Annotated in this window: 14 protein-coding genes and 1 tRNA gene; 10 read left to right on the top strand and 5 right to left on the bottom strand. The window is 73.5% G+C overall.

From position 1 onward, the window contains the following. Position 1 precedes the first annotated feature (1 nt). The 3 genes from ABZK10_RS15685 to ABZK10_RS15675 all read right to left on the bottom strand — a co-directional run bounded on the left by ABZK10_RS15685 (position 2) and on the right by ABZK10_RS15675 (position 2,149). The gene (locus ABZK10_RS15685) at positions 2-748 is read right to left on the bottom strand and encodes an SDR family NAD(P)-dependent oxidoreductase (protein WP_353810219.1); all 747 of its coding nucleotides are present in this window, start codon (positions 746-748) and stop codon (positions 2-4) included. A 24-nt stretch (positions 749-772) separates the two neighbouring features. Further along, a complete protein-coding gene (locus tag ABZK10_RS15680; protein WP_353810218.1) occupies positions 773-1,213 on the bottom strand; it encodes a universal stress protein in 441 nt (146 codons plus the stop codon). 84 nt (positions 1,214-1,297) lie between these two features. Then, complete coding sequence (locus ABZK10_RS15675; protein ID WP_353810217.1) at positions 1,298-2,149, bottom strand: universal stress protein; 852 nt, start codon at positions 2,147-2,149, stop codon at positions 1,298-1,300. A gap of 157 nt (positions 2,150-2,306) precedes the next feature. Between ABZK10_RS15675 and ABZK10_RS15670 the strand changes: the two genes are divergently transcribed. Both ABZK10_RS15670 and ABZK10_RS15665 read left to right on the top strand, forming a co-directional pair. Further along, positions 2,307-4,028 (top strand): sensor histidine kinase, encoded by a 1,722-nt coding sequence (locus ABZK10_RS15670; protein WP_353810216.1) that lies wholly within the window; start codon positions 2,307-2,309, stop codon positions 4,026-4,028. A gap of 13 nt (positions 4,029-4,041) precedes the next feature. After that, a complete protein-coding gene (locus ABZK10_RS15665) occupies positions 4,042-4,683 on the top strand; it encodes a response regulator (protein ID WP_353810215.1) in 642 nt (213 codons plus the stop codon). Between the two features lie 33 nt (positions 4,684-4,716). Here ABZK10_RS15665 and ABZK10_RS15660 read toward each other — a convergent pair whose 3' ends face one another. Continuing rightward, a complete protein-coding gene (locus ABZK10_RS15660; protein WP_353810214.1) occupies positions 4,717-6,078 on the bottom strand; it encodes an MBL fold metallo-hydrolase RNA specificity domain-containing protein in 1,362 nt (453 codons plus the stop codon). 70 nt (positions 6,079-6,148) lie between these two features. Next, on the bottom strand, positions 6,149-6,787 hold the full coding sequence (locus ABZK10_RS15655) for an MBL fold metallo-hydrolase (protein ID WP_353810213.1): 639 nt from the start codon (positions 6,785-6,787) through the stop codon (positions 6,149-6,151). Between the two features lie 175 nt (positions 6,788-6,962). On the opposite strand from ABZK10_RS15655, the gene ABZK10_RS15650 reads away from it, so the two are divergent. The 8 genes from ABZK10_RS15650 (at position 6,963) to ABZK10_RS15615 (ending at position 16,627) form a co-directional block, all read left to right on the top strand. Then, a complete protein-coding gene (locus tag ABZK10_RS15650; protein WP_353810212.1) occupies positions 6,963-9,278 on the top strand; it encodes a transglycosylase domain-containing protein in 2,316 nt (771 codons plus the stop codon). Positions 9,279-9,363: 85 nt separating this feature from the next. Next, positions 9,364-10,266, top strand: coding sequence for a diacylglycerol/lipid kinase family protein (locus ABZK10_RS15645; protein WP_353810211.1), 903 nt, complete (start codon positions 9,364-9,366; stop codon positions 10,264-10,266). Between the two features lie 127 nt (positions 10,267-10,393). Then, positions 10,394-10,466, top strand: a tRNA-Glu gene (locus ABZK10_RS15640). Positions 10,467-10,724: 258 nt separating this feature from the next. After that, on the top strand, positions 10,725-11,762 hold the full coding sequence (locus ABZK10_RS15635) for a TerC family protein (protein ID WP_353810210.1): 1,038 nt from the start codon (positions 10,725-10,727) through the stop codon (positions 11,760-11,762). Between the two features lie 51 nt (positions 11,763-11,813). Continuing rightward, a complete protein-coding gene (locus ABZK10_RS15630) occupies positions 11,814-12,716 on the top strand; it encodes a PP2C family protein-serine/threonine phosphatase (protein WP_353810209.1) in 903 nt (300 codons plus the stop codon). After that, entirely contained in the window at positions 12,697-14,151 is a 1,455-nt protein-coding gene (locus ABZK10_RS15625) for an FHA domain-containing protein (protein WP_353810208.1), read from the top strand. The genes ABZK10_RS15630 and ABZK10_RS15625 overlap by 20 nt, the downstream gene beginning before the upstream one ends. Then, entirely contained in the window at positions 14,148-15,914 is a 1,767-nt protein-coding gene (locus tag ABZK10_RS15620; RefSeq protein ID WP_353810207.1) for a serine/threonine-protein kinase, read from the top strand. The genes ABZK10_RS15625 and ABZK10_RS15620 overlap by 4 nt, the downstream gene beginning before the upstream one ends. Then, the gene (locus tag ABZK10_RS15615; protein WP_436408538.1) at positions 15,902-16,627 is read left to right on the top strand and encodes a hypothetical protein; all 726 of its coding nucleotides are present in this window, start codon (positions 15,902-15,904) and stop codon (positions 16,625-16,627) included. The genes ABZK10_RS15620 and ABZK10_RS15615 overlap by 13 nt, the downstream gene beginning before the upstream one ends. Positions 16,628-16,684 lie beyond the last annotated feature (57 nt).

Raw genomic sequence — 16,684 nt, 5'->3', positions numbered from 1 at the left:
TTCAGATCGCGGCCCAGCCCCCGTCGACGCTGAGGATGGCCGCGGACACGTCGGAGGCGTCGTCGCTCAGCAGCCAGCAGATCGCGGCCGCCTGCGACTCCGGCTGGGCCACCGGCGGCAGGTTCGCCTGCAGGAGCGGCCCGATGCGCTCCTGCGCCCACGGCGAGCGGAACGGCGCCTCGATGTTCGTCGCGACCGGCCCCGGCGCGACCGCGTTGCAGCGGATGCCCTTGGGCGTGTAGTAGAACGCGGTGCTCAGCGTGAACCCGTTCACCGCGTGCTTCGAGGCAGTGTACGGGGTGCCCGCCGCGGAGCCGCGCTGGCCCGCCTCGGAGCCGACGTTCACGATCGCCCCGCTGCCCTGGTCGAGCATGACGGGCAATACCGCCCGGGTGAGACGCATCATCGCCGTGAGGTTGACCGCGAGCACCCGGTCCCACGTCCCGTCGTCGATCTCGGCGGTGGGCTCGAAGCCGTCCATGATGCCGGCGACGTTCGCCAGGCCGTCGATCCGCGGGCCCGCCGCCGCGACGACGCGGTCCACGACCTCCTGCTCGACGAGGTCGCCGTCGATCGTGGCGACCCGGTCGCCGAGCTCCGCCGCGAGGTCCCGGAGCCGTTCGGCCGACACGTCGGCGGCGACGACGCGCGCCCCCTCCGCCACCAGCCGTTCCGCCGTCGCCCGGCCGATGCCCGAACCGGCGCCGGTGACGATGACGGTGCGGGCGTCGAATCGCGATGCCGACATGGGAGACCCCTCCTCCGGGTGGGTTCAGCGCTCGGATGCCGCGGAGTCGCCGCCGTGCAGGATCAGCACCGGGCAGTGGGCGTGCGCCGCGCAGGCGGCGCTGACCGACCCCAGCAGCAGGCCGGCGAAGCCGCCGTGTCCGCGGCTGCCGAGCACCAGCATCCGCGCCCTCCTGCTCTCCTCGATGAGGGTGCCCGCGGCGGGGCCGGCCAGCACGGTGCGGACGAGGCCTTCGGGCGGTGCGCCGTCGAACGCCTCGTCGATCGCGTCGTCGAGGAGGCTCCGCGCGTCCTCGTCCGGCGTCCAGCCGTCAATGACGTAGGCGCCCATCACGGGCGGGAACGTCCAGGTCGTCACCGCTTCGAGCGGGCCGTCGAGTGCTCCGGCCAGCTGCGCGGCGTACCGGAGGGCCTCGATCGACTGCGCCGAGCCGTCGACGCCCACGAGGATGCGTGTCCCGTCCATGCCTCCCACTCTCCCCGCGCGCGCAGGGCGGCGACGGGACGAAGGTCACACGCGACGCCGGCCTGCGCGACGGCGCGTGCTGCGTCAGCCGGACGCGCCGTCGTTCGCGACGGTGGCGGGCGCGCGCACCGCGGTCGCGGTGAACGGCACGACGACGGCCGGACCGCCGAGGTTCATCAGCAGGTCGGTGCCCGCGCGCCCCAGGGGCCGGAATCCGCGTGCGCCCGGAGCGGTCGGGCGTCCCACGACGGTGAGCACCGCCGTGCCGGACCGGTTGGCGAGCGCCTTCCCCGCCGGCGGGCTCGACCGGCGACTGATCACGCCCGATGCGACGCCGATGGCGGACGCCTGCCGCACGGCGCGCTCGACCGCCCGGTCGCTGAGCCCCGGCGGGGCGCCGTCGGCACGCAGCACGACGAGCGGCTCCCCGAGCCGGTCGGCCTCGCGCGCGGCGAAGCGCACGACGGTGCCCTCGCCCGCCGTGCCGCCGACGCCGACGACCACCCCGCTGCGCGCGCCGCCCGTGGAGGTCGGCACGACCGCGGTCGGCACGGGGGACATGGCCGCCAGCTGCGGCGCTCGGGAACCGAGCGCGAATCCGTGGAACGAGCCCGTCTTGTGGGTGCCGATCGCGACGAGCTCGGCGACGGCGGCCGCGGCGGCGAGGTCGAGCATCGGCGAGCCCACCGAGATGTCCGCATCGACCTGGACGCCGCCCGCCCGCGCGCGGGCGAACTCCAGTTCCCGTTCGGCGCGTGCACCGGCGTCGGCGCGCAGCTCCGCGAGCATGCGCGTGCCGATCGTGCCCCATTCGTCGTCGACGATCATCCGCAGCGCGACCGCGGCACCCGTCGCGCGGGCGCGCTCGAGAGCCCAGACGACCGCTGCGCGACTCGCGATCGAGCCGTCGATCCCCACCAGAACGTACGACGTCACGAGACTCCTCTTCCCGCGGCCGGTCGCGACGACCGGACGACGACGCTGACATGCTCGCCCCGGTGGCGGCCGGCACGAGGGCCGTTCGTCCCACGAATGGGGGCACCCGCGCCCGCCCGGGGCGGTGGTAGCCTTCGGGCATCACCGCGGAGGTGCCATGACGGATCAGCCGCTGTTGCCGTTCGCCGACGAACCGAGGACCGAGTTGGACCGCGCGCTTCGCGAACTGGTCGGGCGCGCGGACGAGGTGCTGCACGCCCAGGGCCGGCTGCGCGCCCTCCTGCGGGCCACCCGGGCGGTGGTCGAGTTCGTGGAGCTCCCGGTGGTGCTGGAGCGCATCGTGCAGGCCGCGGTCGCGCTCGTGGACGCCCGATACGGCGCGCTCGGGGTGATCGACGCCGACGGCGACGGGTTGGAGGAGTTCGTCCATACGGGCATGCCCGCAGACGCCGTCGCGGCCGTCGGGCACCTTCCCGAGGGTCAGGGGGTGCTCGGCGCGCTCATCGATGATCCGCGACCCATCCGCCTGCGCCACATCGAGGACCACCCCCGCTCGGTCGGCTTCCCGGCGGGGCATCCGCGCATGGGCGCCTTCCTGGGCGTGCCGATCCGGGTGCGCGACGAGGTCTTCGGCAACCTCTACCTGGCCGATCCGGCCGGCGGCGAGTTCACGGAGGAGGACGAGCAGCTGGTCACGGCGCTGGCGTCGACGGCGGGCTTCGTCATCGCGAACGCCCGCCAGTACGAGGAGTCCCGCCTGCGACAGGAGTGGGCGGCGACCTCCGCGCACATCGCGTCGTCGATGCTCGAGGCCACGAGCACCGACCCGTTGCCGCTGCTCGCCGACGAGCTGATCGCCCGGACCACCGCGGACCGGGTCTGCCTGGTCCTGCCCGCGGAGGAGCCGCTCTCGGTGCGCGTGACGGAGGCCCGCGGCGACCGTGCGGCGGAGTTCGCGGGGCGGGTCCTTCCGGCGATGTCCACGACCGCCTCCGTGGTCTTCGAGGACGGCGAGACGCGCACCCGCCCAGGGGCGCGTCACGACCCGGCGCCCGATGCACTGGCGATCGTCGGGCAGGGCGGCGAGGTCGGCTCGGCGATGTTCCTCCCGCTGCGCTCGGATTCGACCACGTGGGGCGTGCTCGCGGTGGCCAGGAATCCCGGCAGGTCGGCGTTCAGCGCCAGCGAGGCCGACATGGCCGACGACCTGGCGAGCCGCGTCGCCGTGGCGGTGGAGCTCGCGCGTGCGCGCGAGCACCATCAGCACGCGATGCTCGTCGAGGAACGCGCACGCATCGCCCGAGACCTGCACGACCAGGTGATCCAGCAGCTGTTCGGCACGGGCCTCGCACTCGAGGCGATCGCCGACTCCGGAATCGGCGACGAGGTGTCGGCGCGGCTGCGCGCCGCGATCGCCACGCTCGACGACAGCATCGCCCAGATCCGCGCCGTGATCTTCGCGATGAGCCCGCGTGGTGCGACCGGCGAGTCGATCCGGCACCGGCTCCTGGACATCGTCGCCGAGTGCGCCTCCGGGTTCCCCGACCCCGTCGCGGTGCGCTTCTCCGGCCCGGTCGACCTGATGGTGGGCGGCGGACTCGCGGACGACGTCGCCGCCGTGGTGCGGGAACTGCTCTCGAATGCGGCGAAGCACGCGGGAGGCACGGGGGTCACGCTCGAGGTGTCCGCAGCGGGGCGCAACGTGCGCGTGGTCGTCGCCGACGGCGGCGGCGGCATCGCGCCGCACGGCCGGCGCAGCGGGCTCGCCAACCTCTCGGAGCGGGCGGAGGCACGCGGCGGGTCCTTCCGGCTCGACTCCGGCGACGGCCGGACCCGAGCCGAGTGGACCGCCCCGATGACCGCGGGGGACAGCGGATGAGGAGGGGGCGCGCATGACCACGGTGTTCCTGGTCGACGACCACGAGATCGTGCGGCGCGGCCTGGCCGAGCTGCTCGGCCGCGAGCACGACCTCGATGTCGTGGGCGAGGCGCCGGATGCCGCGCGGGCCCTCGCCCGCATCCCCGCCGTGGCACCCGAAGTCGCGGTGCTCGACCTCCGGTTGCCCGACGTGGACGGCGTGACGCTGTGCCGGGAGATCCGCTCCCTCGTGCCCGAGGTCCGGTGCCTCATCCTCACCGCGTTCGACGACGACGAGGCGGCGACGGCGGCGGTGCTCGCCGGGGCGTCCGGCTACGTGCTGAAGTCGGTCACCGGCAATCGGCTCGTCGAGGCGATCCGCACGGCCGCGGCGGGCCGCTCGCTCCTCGCGCCCGCGCTCGCGGATCGGCTGCGCCCGCCGCCCGAGCCGGGCGACGACCGGGAGGACCCCCGCTTCGGGTCGCTGAACCTGCGCGAGCGGCAGGTGCTGACGCTGATCGCGGAGGGGCTCACGAACCGGCAGATCGGCGAACGCCTCTCGCTCGCCGAGAAGACCGTGAAGAACTACGTGTCGGGGCTGCTGCGCAAGCTCGGGGTGGAGCGGCGCACGCAGGCGGCGGTGTTCCAGTTGGAGCACCGGAAGCCGCACGAGTGAACCGGACGCGGCTCCCGCGCGGGCGCACCGGGCTCAGAGCGCGACCCGCTCGCCCTGCTCGGGGACGCGCGCGCTCCAGCCGAGCTCCCGCGTGATCCGCACGCGCAGGGCGTCCGCGGCGGCGGGCTCGCCGTGCGTGACGTAGACGCGCTCGGGCGGCGCGCTCGTCGCGCGCATCCACGCGATCAGCTCGTCGGCGTCGGCGTGCGCCGACATCGTGCCGATGTCGACCACCTCGGCGCGGATCGGGACGTCTTCGCCGAAGATCCGCAGCGTGGCTGCGCCCCCGAGGAGCGCCGACCCGCGGGTGCCGCCGGCCTGGAACCCGGTGAGGACCACGGCGTTGCGCGGGTCGGGGCCGTACGCCGCGAGGTGGTGCAGGATCCGGCCGCCCGTGAGCATGCCGCTCGCCGAGACGATGACCATCGGCCCGCCGCGCAGGTTCAGCAGCTTCGAGTCGTCGACCTCGTGCACGGGCGTCGCGATGGCGTACATGCGCTCGATCTCGTCGGGCGCCATGCGGTGCTCGTCGGCATGGCGTCGGTAGATGCCCGTGACGTCCACCGCCATGGGGCTGTTGAGGTAGACGGGGACCTCGGGGAGCCGCCCCCGGTCGCGCAGCCGCGACAGGTGCAGCAGGATCGTCTCGGTGCGGCCGACGGCGAACGCGGGGATCAGGACCACACCGCCACGGCGGACGACCCGCTCGATGACCTCGCCGAGGGCGGACTCCGGGTCGTCGGCACCGTGGCGCCGGTCGCCGTACGTCGACTCGGTGACGAGCACGGATGCGGGCGCGAGCGGTCGCGGGGCACGCATCAGCGGGTCGTTCGGACGACCGAGGTCGCCGGTGAAGTGCGCGATGCGCCCGCCGACCGCGACCCGCACCGATGCGGCGCCGAGGATGTGCCCCGCCGGCACGAGCGTGGCCGAGACGCCGTCGGCGAGCGGGATCTCCTCGTCGACGGGGACGGGCCGCAGGCGCTCGAGCGACGCCTCGGCGTCGGCGGTGGTGTACAGGGGCTTCGGATGCGCGTGCTTCGACCAGCCGCCGCGTGCCGCGTGCCGCGCCTCCTCCTCCTGGAGGTACCCGCTGTCGGGCAGCATGACGCCGCAGAGGTCGACCGTGCCGGATGTCGCGTAGACCGGTCCGCGGAACCCGTCGCGCACGAGCGCGGGGAGGTACCCGGTGTGGTCGAGGTGCGCGTGGCTCAGCACGACCGCGTCGATCGAGTCCGGCGGAACGGGGAATCGCGCGCGGTTGCGGTCGCGCAGCACCTTGTACCCCTGGAACAGCCCGCAGTCGACGAGGATGCGCGCGTCGCCGGCCTCGACCAGGGTGCGCGAGCCAGTGACGGTGTCGGCCGCTCCGAGGAACCGCAGTGTCGCGTCCATGGCCCCAGCGTGTCCGACGGGGGTGGTGCGCGCCGGGCACTTGGTCCCGGCACTCGGCGCGCCGACGGGGTCAGAAGTCGAGCGTGTCGCCCGGCTCCAGTGCGGCGAACTCGCCGCCGCCCTGCTCGGTGGCCCAGGCGATGCGCTGGTTCGACATCGCCTTCCCGGCGCGCGACAGCCCCATCTCGTGGGTCGGGAACGTGCGCCGCGCGCCGACCGCCATGACGTAGTCCATGACCTCGCTGATCTTCAGCCAGGGCGCCCCCGCGGGCACGGCCTGCACCTCGACCTCGACGCCCTCGGGCACCGTGAACGAGTCGCCCCCGTAGTAGAGCGTGCCGTTCACCAGCACGCCGACGTTGTCGACGACCGGGATGGACGGGTGGATGACCGCGTGCGCGCCGCCGAAGAACCGCAGGTGGAACGGGCCGACCTCGACCTCGTCGCCGGCGTGCACGACCTCCACGTCGAAGTCGGATGCGGCCGCGGCCACGCCCTCCGGGCCCAGGATGCGCACGTCCGGGTTGGCGTCGACGATGCGCCGCAGCTGCTCGGGCGTCCAGTGGTCGGGGTGCTCGTGCGTGAGCACGACCGCGACCGCCCCGCGGGACTCGGTGATCGGCGTCGTGAAGGTTCCCGGGTCCACGTACAGCTTCTCCCCGGAGTCCTCGATCACCAGCGCGGCATGTTCCAGCTTCGTCAGTCGCATGCCACGAGCCAACACCCGGGCGGCGGTCTCCCGCAACGGGCTTGACGGCGGTGGTCGCCACGCGGGGTTCGAGACACGACCGATACCGTCACCCGCTTTACACGCACCCCTCGCAGGCGGTTCCATGGAAGGGGGCACCGCGGGGGGCGGTCGGTCCGCGATCGGGAGGCGTCGAGTGGAGCAGCGCAGGACGCGTGGCGACGGCGTGAAGCGCGTCGTCGGCGGCATCGGCGGGTTCGTCGGGTTCGTGGCGGCGAGCGCCGCGGTCGGCGCCCTGGTGACGGTGTCGGTGACGCCCGCGCTGGGCGCCGTGGGCGTTGCGGCGACGAGCACGATCTCGATGTTCGAGAACCTTCCCGGCTACCTCGAGATCGGCGAGCTGTCGCAGAAGAGCGACATCTACGCCACGCGCGACGACGGCAGCGACGTGCTGCTCGCCTCGTTCTACGACCAGAACCGCGTCGAGGTCGGCTGGGAGCAGATCAGCCAGTACGTGAAGGATGCCGCGGTGGCCGGCGAGGACCCGCGGTTCTACGAGCACGGCGGCATCGACCTGCAGGGCACCATCCGCGCTGCCGCCACGACGGCGACCGGCCGCGACACGCAGGGCGGCTCGTCGATCGCGCAGCAGTACGTGAAGAACGTGCGCGTGCAGGTCTGCGAGAACGAGGCGACGACGTCGGAGGAGCGGGACGCCTGCTACGGCGCCGTGACCGAGACCACCATCGATCGCAAGCTCAAGGAGATGCGCCTCGCCATCGGCGTGGAGAAGCGCTACACCAAGAGCGAGATCCTGCTCGGGTACCTGAACATCGCCGGCTTCGGCGGCAGGGTCTACGGCATCGAGGCGGCGGCGAACTACTACTTCGGCACCACCGCCTCGAAGCTGAGCCTCGCACAGGCGGCCGCGCTCGTGGCGATCGTGAACAACCCGGGGAAGTTCCGGCTCGACCTGCCCGAGAGCACCACCAACGGCGCCGACAACGGGTACGCCGCCAACTTCGGCCGGCGCAACTACATCCTGCGGCAGATGTTCGACGAGGGGAAGATCACCCAGGAGGAGTTCGACACCGCGCTCGCGGAGCCGGTCGCCCCCGACATCCACGAGCCGAGCACGGGGTGCCAGACCGCCCGGGGCGCCGCGTACTTCTGCGACTACGTCACGCACATCCTGCGCAACGACCCGACCTTCGGCGAGGACGCCGAGACCCGGCTGCTGAACTTCCGGCGCGGCGGGTACGACGTGTACACCACGCTCGACCTCGACCTGCAGAAGGCCGCGAACGAGGCCATCGCCGCCCACGTGCCCGCGACGTTCCCGGGATGGGACGTCGGCGGCGTGATCTCCTCGGTGGAGGTGGGCACGGGGCGCGTGCTGGCGATGGCGCAGAACCGCACCTACAGCCAGGACCCGGCGGTGCTGAAGAAGGGCCCGCAGTACACGAGCATCAACTACAACACCGACTTCGACTACGGCGGCTCCCGCGGCTTCCAGCCGGGATCGTCGTACAAGATCTTCACGCTGGCCGAGTGGCTGAGCACCGGTCACGGGCTCGCCGGGCGGGTCGACAGCAGGGTCAAGAGCAACTGGGGCATCTTCCAGGACCACTGCAACGGCGCGGTGTCCGCCGGCTCCTGGAACCCCAAGAACGACGCGGGGGAGTCGGGCGCGAACTACAGTGCGATGGAGTCCACCATCGGGTCGATCAACACCGGCTTCATCGGCATGGCGAAGCAGCTCGACCTCTGCGACATCCGCATGCGGGCGGAGGCGTTCGGCGTGCACCGCGCCGACGGCGACCCGCTCGCGCAGGGCCCGTCGTCGGTCATCGGCACGAACGAGGTCGCACCGCTCAGCATGGCCATCGCGTTCGCCGGCGTCGCCAACGACGGCGTGACCTGCACGCCCATCGCGATCGAGCGCATCGTCGGGCGCGACGGCGAGGAGATCGACCCGCCGAAGTCGGAGTGCACGCGCTCGGTCGCGCCCGAGGTGGCCGCGGCGATGCACACGGCGATGAACGCGGTCATGACGGGCGGCACGGCGGTCGCCTCGAACGCCGCCACGGTGCCGCACGTGCCGCTCATCGGCAAGACGGGAACGACGGACGGCGCGAAGGACACCTGGATGGTGGGCGCGAGCACGAAGGTCGCGACCGCGGCCGCGGTGGTGAGCGTGAACGGCGACGCCAACCAGCGCGGACTGTACTTCGCCACCGGCCGCGCCGCGGAGGCGCGGCACCGGATGTGGCCGATGGTGATGTCGGTCGCAGCGGCGAAGTACGGCGGCGGGTCGTTCACCATGGCGGGGATGGGCCCGGTGACCGGGCCGGGGTCGTCGCCCGACGGCAGCATCATCCCCGACGAGGACTCCGGCGGAGGGTCCGAGAGCGGCGACGGCGGCAGCCAGCCCGCCGGCGACGACTCCGGCGGCGGGCAGCAGCCGGGCCGGGGCAACGGCAACGGCAACGGTCGGGGCGGACGAGGCTGACACCGTCGGCCGCCGGTGGGCGCGCGCTCCACACCCGCCACCGTGTCCGGCGCGCACGGCGCGCTTCTCCCGCCATAATCGCCACATGACACCGGCACGCGGGCGCATCGTCCTGGCGATCAACCCGAACGCCGCGTTCGGGCGCAACCGCGACGTGGGCCCGCGCACCGCGGAGCGGCTGGAGGCAGCCGGGTACGAGGTGGCGATGCTGCGCGAGCCGAACTTCGAGCTCCTGCGGCGCGAGACCGAGTCGGAGGTGGCGGCGGGCACCGATGCGCTCGTCGTCGTCGGCGGCGACGGCATGGTGTCGCTCGGCGTGAACGTCGTCGCCGAGACCGACGTGCCGATGGGCGTCGTCGGCGCGGGCACCGGCAACGATCTCGCGCGGGCGCTCGGCCTGCCGTTCGACGACCCGCAGGCGGCGATCGAGGCGCTCGTCCGGTCGCTCGGCCGCCCGCCGCGCACGATCGACGCGGCGACCGTGCGGCACGGGGAGCTCACGACCTGGTTCGCGTGCGTGCTCTCCGCCGGCTTCGACGCGATCGTGAACGACCGGGCGAACCGCATGACCCGTCCCCGTGGCCCGAGCCGGTACGCGATCGCCCTCGCACGGGAGCTCGCGACCTTCCACCCGCGCGAGTACGTGCTGACCATCGACGGCGAGGTGCGCACCCAGCGGGCCATGCTCGTGTCCGTCGCGAACACCCCCTCGCTGGGCGGCGGGATGCGGATCGCCCCGGACGCCGCCCTCGACGACGGGCTCCTCGACGTGTTCATCGTGCACCCCCTGAGCCGCCTCGGACTCGTGCGGGTCTTCCCGCGCGTCTACTCGGGAACCCACGTCGACCACCCCGCGGTCGAGCTGCTGCGGGCGCGCTCGGTGCGCATCGAGGCATCCGGCGTGACGGCCTACGCGGACGGCGAGCGACTGGGGGCGCTGCCGGTGGAGGTGACCGCGCGACCGGGGGCGCTGCGGGTCTTCGCCTGACCGGTGCGGGCGTCGCCGGGAGGCATCCGCAGCACGACGAGCCGTCGGGAAGCGCGACCGGCGAAGGGTCCCGCCTCGATTTGTACCGCGCCCCGGGTGTGTGACATACTCTTCAAGTTGTCGATTCGGCCCCATCGTTTAGCGGCCTAGGACGCCGCCCTCTCACGGCGGTAGCGCGGGTTCAAATCCCGCTGGGGTCACAACACCGAGGAACGCTCCCGGTCCGTCATGCGGACCGGGAGCGTTTCGTCGTCCGGGCGTCGCGCCCGCCCGTCGCGCCGCGGTCGCCCTGCGTCGATTAGACTCGCCAGCACGAAGGGGAGTATCCCGCGGGGCGTGTCGTCCCGGACCACGATCGTCAGTACGAGCGCCGCCGTCGCCGCTCCGGGCGTGGACCACCGTGCGGTGGGGGAGAGACGTTCGGTCCTGCATCGACCCCACTCCCCGAAAGGCCCTCCGTGGAACTCGCCCTCCCCGCCTGGTTCGAGATCGGCTCGCTCGTCGTGCTGACGCTGATCCTCGTCGCCGACCTGCTCATCGTGCTGAAGCGTCCGCACGTGCCGTCGTTCCGTGAGGCGACCGCCTGGGTGGTGTTCTACGTGGTGCTCGCGCTGATCTTCGCGGGCCTGATGTTCCTGCTCGGCGATGCCGAGCACGGCGGGCAGTTCCTCGCCGGCTGGCTCACCGAGTACAGCCTCTCGATCGACAACCTGTTCGTGTTCGTCATCATCATGAGCCGGTTCGCCGTGCCTCGGAAGTACCAGCAGGAGGTGCTCATGGTGGGCATCATCCTGGCGCTCATCCTCCGCGGCATCTTCATCCTGCTCGGCGCCCAGCTCATCGAGAACTTCAGCTGGATCTTCTACGTGTTCGGCGCCTTCCTCCTCTACACGGCCTGGGGGCAGGCGTTCGGCGACCACGAGGACGAGGGCGAGGAGACGGGGCTGATCCGGATGCTCCGCCGGCGCCTCAGCATCACGTCGGAGTACGACGGGGTGAAGCTGCGCACGCAGATCGACGGCGCGAAGGTGTTCACGCCGATGCTGATCGTGTTCATCGCGATCGGCACGACCGACCTGATCTTCGCGCTCGACTCGATCCCGGCGATCTTCGGCATCACCCAGAGCCCGTTCATCGTGTTCACGGCGAACGTCTTCGCACTGATGGGCCTGCGCCAGCTCTACTTCCTCCTCGGCGGCCTGCTCGAGCGCCTCGAGTACCTGAAGTACGGCATCGCGTTCATCCTCGCCTTCATCGGGGTGAAGCTGTTCCTGCACGCCGCGCACGTCAACGAGCTGCCGTTCATCAACGGCGGGCAGCCCATCGAGTGGGCACCCGAGATCTCCACCTGGACCTCGCTCGCGGTGATCGTCGTCGCGATGATCGTGGCGACCGTGGCGAGCCTCGTCAAGGCCCGGGTGGACGCCCGCAAGCGCGGCCACTCGCTCATGGAGGAGGTCCCGCATTTCACCGAAGGTCGCCCCGGGGACGAGTAGGTCCGCATGACTTGCTAGCGTGGGATGCCGGCGCCGCGACCGGGGCGCCCGATGGATCGAACCCGGAGTGACGTGGCGGTGAACGGCGAGCGCGAGCTGGCGACGGCCGACGGCGCGGTGCGCCTGCAGTACAGCGCTGCCACCGACGTCGGCGCGGTCCGTCGCGTGAACGAGGACTCCCTGCTGGCCGAGCCGCCCGTGTTCCTCGTCGCCGACGGCATGGGCGGGCACGCGCGCGGCGACGCGGCGAGCCGCGCGGTCGTCGAGACGTTCGCCGCCCACATCGCCGCGGGGGAGGTCTCGACGCCCGAGCGCATCCTCGACGCCGTCCACACCGCGAACCGGGCGGTCCGCGAGCTGACCCCGGGGGACGAGGGTCTCGCCATGGCGGGCACCACGCTCACCGGCGTCGCGCTCGTCGACGCGGGGGAGGCGTCCGGCCTGAACTGGATGGCGTTCAACGTCGGCGACTCGCGCGTCTACAGCTGGAACGGGCGCACGCTCGAGCAGGTCAGCGTCGACCACTCGGCCGTGCAGGAGCTCATCGACTCGGGGCTGATCCTGCCCGAGGAGGCCGAGTCGCACCCCGATCGCAATGTGATCACCCGTGCCGTGGGTGCCCACGACACGGTCGAGATCGATGCCTGGCTGATCCCCGTCGCAGGGCACCAGACCTACCTCGTCTGCAGCGACGGCCTCAGCAAGGAGGTGGACGACGCCTCGATCGCCGAGGTCCTCGCGACCGCGCCCGATGCCACCGACCTGGCGCAGCGCCTCGTCGACGCCGCCCTCGAGCACGGCGGACGCGACAACGTGACGGCGGTCGTCGTCGAGTCGTTCGTCGACGGCGACGACGACGACCCCGAGGCCACGCGCGACCGGCTCGACACGTCCGACGTCGAGGAGACCACCACGCCCAGGGACGGGGGCCGGGATGCAGCACTACCTGCCTGACGCCGGGGGCTGGCTCGTCGCCGTCGACGACGCTCGCCTGCTCGCCGTGCACGGCGCGGGCGCGCGCGAGCTGCTGCGCTCCCTCGCCGGTGCGGATGCGGCGCTCCCGGCCGTGCTCGAGGCGCTCACGGCCGGCGGCCTGGGCGCGACCCCGCCGTTCCTGCTCGCCGCCGCGGAGGAGCAGGCAGGCGTCCCGGTGATCCGCGTCATCGCGCGCGGGGCCGCTGCGCGGGTCGCGACCGCGGACGGCGACGTCGACTGCGACGGCGCCGGGGTCTCCACGTGGGCCGAACGCGTGGTGCCGCATGCGAACGGCGTCCGGGCGCACCTCGCCGGCACCGACGACGACCCGGTCGAGCACGGACTGCCGGTGGTCGCGGGCATCGTGCCGGCCCGCGCGGTGACATGGACCCCGGAAGGCGAGGGGATGCCCCCGGGCGCGCGCGCCCGGGACGGCGCGGAGGCGCCCGCCTCGGACGGCGACGAGACGGACGCCCCCGGCGCCGGTGCGCTCGCGTCCGAGCAGACCGTCATCCCCGAACGCACCGTCGTCCCCGAACGCACCGTCGTCCCCGAGCCGGAGGACGGTGCCGCCCGGCCCGACGACGCCGATGCCGACGGGCGCCCGGACGCGGCCGCACCGATCGACGACCCCGCATCGGTCGACGACCCCGCATCGGTCGACGACGCGACGGCCGTCCGCGCCGCTGGTGCGCCCGAGCCCGCCCCGACCGCGCTCCGCGGCGCAGCGGCGCCGATCGGCGTGCCGGCCGCTCCTGCGCCACTGCCGCCGGTCGCGGGTGCGACGCGGCCGACGGCACGCGCCGGCTCCATCTCCGGCTCCGGCACGACGATCGAGGTGCCGGCCTTCGTGAGCGGCGACCGGCCCGAGCGACCACGGTCCGCGACGGCGCCCACGCCCGAACGCGGGCCCGCCGACACCGACCACGACGGCATGACCGTCCTCGGCGCCGACGTGCGGGCCGCCCGGCTCGCGGCGGGCGCCGCGGCGCCGGTCGGACCGCCTGCCGCATCGGTCGGACCGCCTGCCGCATCGGTCGGACCGCCAGCCGCATCGGTCGTGGCCGCCGGCGGCACCTTCGCCCTCCGGCTGCCCGACGGCGTGGTCGAGGCCGTCGGCGAGGGCCTCCTGGTCGGCCGGGCGCCGGCCGTCGACCGCCACGCGGCGGCGCGGCCGTCGCGCGCGGTGCTCGTCGGCCGAGGCGATCCCGACATCTCGCGCAGCCACTTCCGCGTCGCCGTCGAGGGCGGCACCGTGGTGGTCACCGACCTCGAGTCCCGCAACGGCACCGTGGTGCGGCTGCCGGGACGCGCACCCCTGAAGCTTCGCGGCGGCGAGCCGACCCCGGTGATCGCCGGCACGGTCATCGACCTCGGCGGGGGACACGAGCTGACCGTGGTCGAGCAGTCGTGAGGCGCGCGCCCGCGGCCGCACCCGACCTGCCCGGCCTCACCTTCACCCGCGTGCTCGGCTCCGGCGGGTTCTCCGACGTGCACCTCTACGAGCAGCACCTGCCACGCCGCCGCGTCGCGGTGAAGGTCCTGCTCACCGACTCGCTCGACGGCGACGTCCGGGCCGACTTCGTCGCCGAGGCGAACGTCATGGCGCAGCTGTCGGCCCACCCGTACATCGTGACGATCCACCACGCCGACGTCGCGCCCGACGGGCGGCCCTACTTCGTCATGGAGTACTGCGAGGGCCCGAGCCTCGCCGAGCGCTACAAGCGCGAGCGGTTCGCGGTCGACGACGCGCTGCGCACGGGCATCCGCATCGCCGGCGCGGTGGCGACCGCGCACGCCGCCGGCATCCTGCACCGCGACATCAAGCCGGCGAACGTGCTCACCAACGGGTACGGCTGGCCCGCGCTCACCGACTTCGGCATCTCCTCGGCCCTCGACGACGAGCTGCCGGTGCACACCACCACGAGCGTGCCGTCGTCGGGCGACGGCACGTCGGGCACGCGGTCGGCGGTCGGGATGTCGGTGCCGTGGTCGCCGCCCGAGATGTTCGAGGACGTGCCCCGACCGGATGCCCGCAGCGACGTGTTCTCCCTTGCGGCGACGGTGCACACGCTCCTCGCAGGCCGCACCCCGTTCGAGATCGTCGGGCGGCCGAACGGCACGCTCGACCTCATCGGGCGCATCGAACGCGGCGCGATCACGCCGATCGAGCGCGACGACGTGCCCGCGTCGCTCATCGCGGTGCTCGCCCGCGGCATGGCGACGCGACGTTCGCAGCGCTACCGGGGCGCGGTCGAGTTCGCCCGCGCGCTGCAGCGGGTCGAACTCGAGCTCGGCTACGCGCCGACCCCGATCGACGTCCCGCGCGCCGCGGGCGTCGTCGACGAGCGCCCCGGTCCGGGTGCGTCGCCCGTGACGGCGGGGGACGAGGACGATCCCACCCGCGCCCGATCGGTCACGCCCGTGATCGCCCAGCCGCTCGGCGACGAGGACGCGACACGGGCACGCGCGGTCACGCCCGTGATCGCCCAGCCGCCGGCCGCGGTCGCGCCGCCCGCGCCCGCGTCGGCGATCGCGCCGCCGCCGCCGGCGCCCGCCGCACGCCCGGCCGAGCAGGACGATGCGACCCGCGTGCGCGAGGTCCGCTCCGTCGCCGCCCAGACCCGGCGCTACGCCGCGGGCGCCCGGCAGGCCGACTCCGACGCGGTCATCGATGACGGCACGGTCCTGCGTGGCGCGACCCGCGCCGGCACCGAGGCACACGACCGCACCACCGACGAGCTTCCGACGCGCCCCGCCGCCGCAGCGCGACGGCGCGCGGGCGTCGGCGCCTGGATCGCGGCGGCATCCGTCCTCGTGGTCGGCGCGTCGATCGCCGCTGCGGTGCTGCTCGGCGAGGGGCTCGCCCCGGCGGGCGACGACGCCGCGCCCGGTTCGTCCGGCAGCGCGGTCGCGGGCGTCGCGGTGCCCGCGCCCGAGGTGACCGCGGAGGTCGTCGACGGCGACGCCGTGTTCACGCTCGCCAACACCGACGCGGTCGAGGGCGACCGCTTCCGCTGGGCGCCGGCCGACGGGTCCGGCGCGCCGGCCGTGCTCGAGCCCGGGGTCGACCGCGTCGTCGTCGCATCCGTCGTCGACGGCGTCACCACCTGCATCGACGTGCAGGTGCAGCGCGGTGGCAGGCTGTCCGATCCCGTCCGCGGGTGCACCCCGTGAGACCGCTGCGGGTGGAGTTCTGCGGCGAGGAGTACGTCGTGGAGCCGGGCACCCGGTTCCGCATGGGTCGCGAGGGCGACCTCGTGATCGACGAGAACCCCTACCTGCACCGCACGTTCCTCACGCTCTCCGACGAGTTCGGCCTCTGGTGGCTCGCGAACGCGGGGCACCTGCTGACCGCCACCGTGACCGATGCCACCGGCGCGGTGCAGGCGTGGCTCGCGCCGGGCGCGCGCATCCCGGTCGTGTTCGAGACCCTCCACGTCATGTTCAGTGCCGGTTCCACGACCTACGACCTGACCATCGAGGCGGGCGGCGACTTCTTCCGCACGTCGGTCTCGGCGCAGGCCGAGGTCGGCGGCACGACCGTGCTGCCCGTGACCCTGACGACGAGCCAGCGGCAGCTCATCGTCGCGCTGGCCGAGGGGGTGCTCACGCAGTCGATCCCGGGTCGCGGCGAGATCCCGTCGTCGGCGCAGGCCGCCGACCGGCTCGGCTGGAGCATGACGACGTTCAACCGCAAGCTCGACAACGTGTGCGACAAGCTCGACAAGATCGGCGTGTCGGGTCTCCGCGGCGGGCGCGGCAAGCTCGCGGTGAACCGTCGGGCGCGCCTCGTGGAGTACGCGGTGGCGACCCGGCTGGTGAGCCGGGACGACCTCCCGCTGCTCGACCGGGCGGCCGCCGAGGCGGCGCCTGTGGATGGGGACTGATGCCCATCCGGATCCGGGCGTCCGGCATGTTAGGTTTCCTCACGGCATCGGTGCCGA

This window comes from Agromyces sp. SYSU T00194, assembly GCF_040496035.1.
GTDB lineage: Bacteria > Actinomycetota > Actinomycetes > Actinomycetales > Microbacteriaceae > Agromyces > Agromyces chitinivorans.
This window is presented reverse-complemented; position numbering and strand designations above follow the sequence as displayed.

Excerpts from the sequence above, each read along its gene's own strand:
- ABZK10_RS15645 (WP_353810211.1), top strand. The coding sequence starts at position 9,364 with ATGACACCGGCACGCGGGCGCATCGTCCTGGCGATCAACCCGAACGCC.
- ABZK10_RS15660 (WP_353810214.1), bottom strand. The coding sequence starts at position 6,078 with ATGGACGCGACACTGCGGTTCCTCGGAGCGGCCGACACCGTCACTGGC.
- ABZK10_RS15655 (WP_353810213.1), bottom strand. The coding sequence starts at position 6,787 with ATGCGACTGACGAAGCTGGAACATGCCGCGCTGGTGATCGAGGACTCC.
- ABZK10_RS15665 (WP_353810215.1), top strand. The coding sequence starts at position 4,042 with ATGACCACGGTGTTCCTGGTCGACGACCACGAGATCGTGCGGCGCGGC.
- ABZK10_RS15670 (WP_353810216.1), top strand. The coding sequence starts at position 2,307 with ATGACGGATCAGCCGCTGTTGCCGTTCGCCGACGAACCGAGGACCGAG.
- ABZK10_RS15630 (WP_353810209.1), top strand. The coding sequence starts at position 11,814 with ATGGATCGAACCCGGAGTGACGTGGCGGTGAACGGCGAGCGCGAGCTG.
- ABZK10_RS15680 (WP_353810218.1), bottom strand. The coding sequence starts at position 1,213 with ATGGACGGGACACGCATCCTCGTGGGCGTCGACGGCTCGGCGCAGTCG.
- ABZK10_RS15625 (WP_353810208.1), top strand. The coding sequence starts at position 12,697 with ATGCAGCACTACCTGCCTGACGCCGGGGGCTGGCTCGTCGCCGTCGAC.
- ABZK10_RS15685 (WP_353810219.1), bottom strand. The coding sequence starts at position 748 with ATGTCGGCATCGCGATTCGACGCCCGCACCGTCATCGTCACCGGCGCC.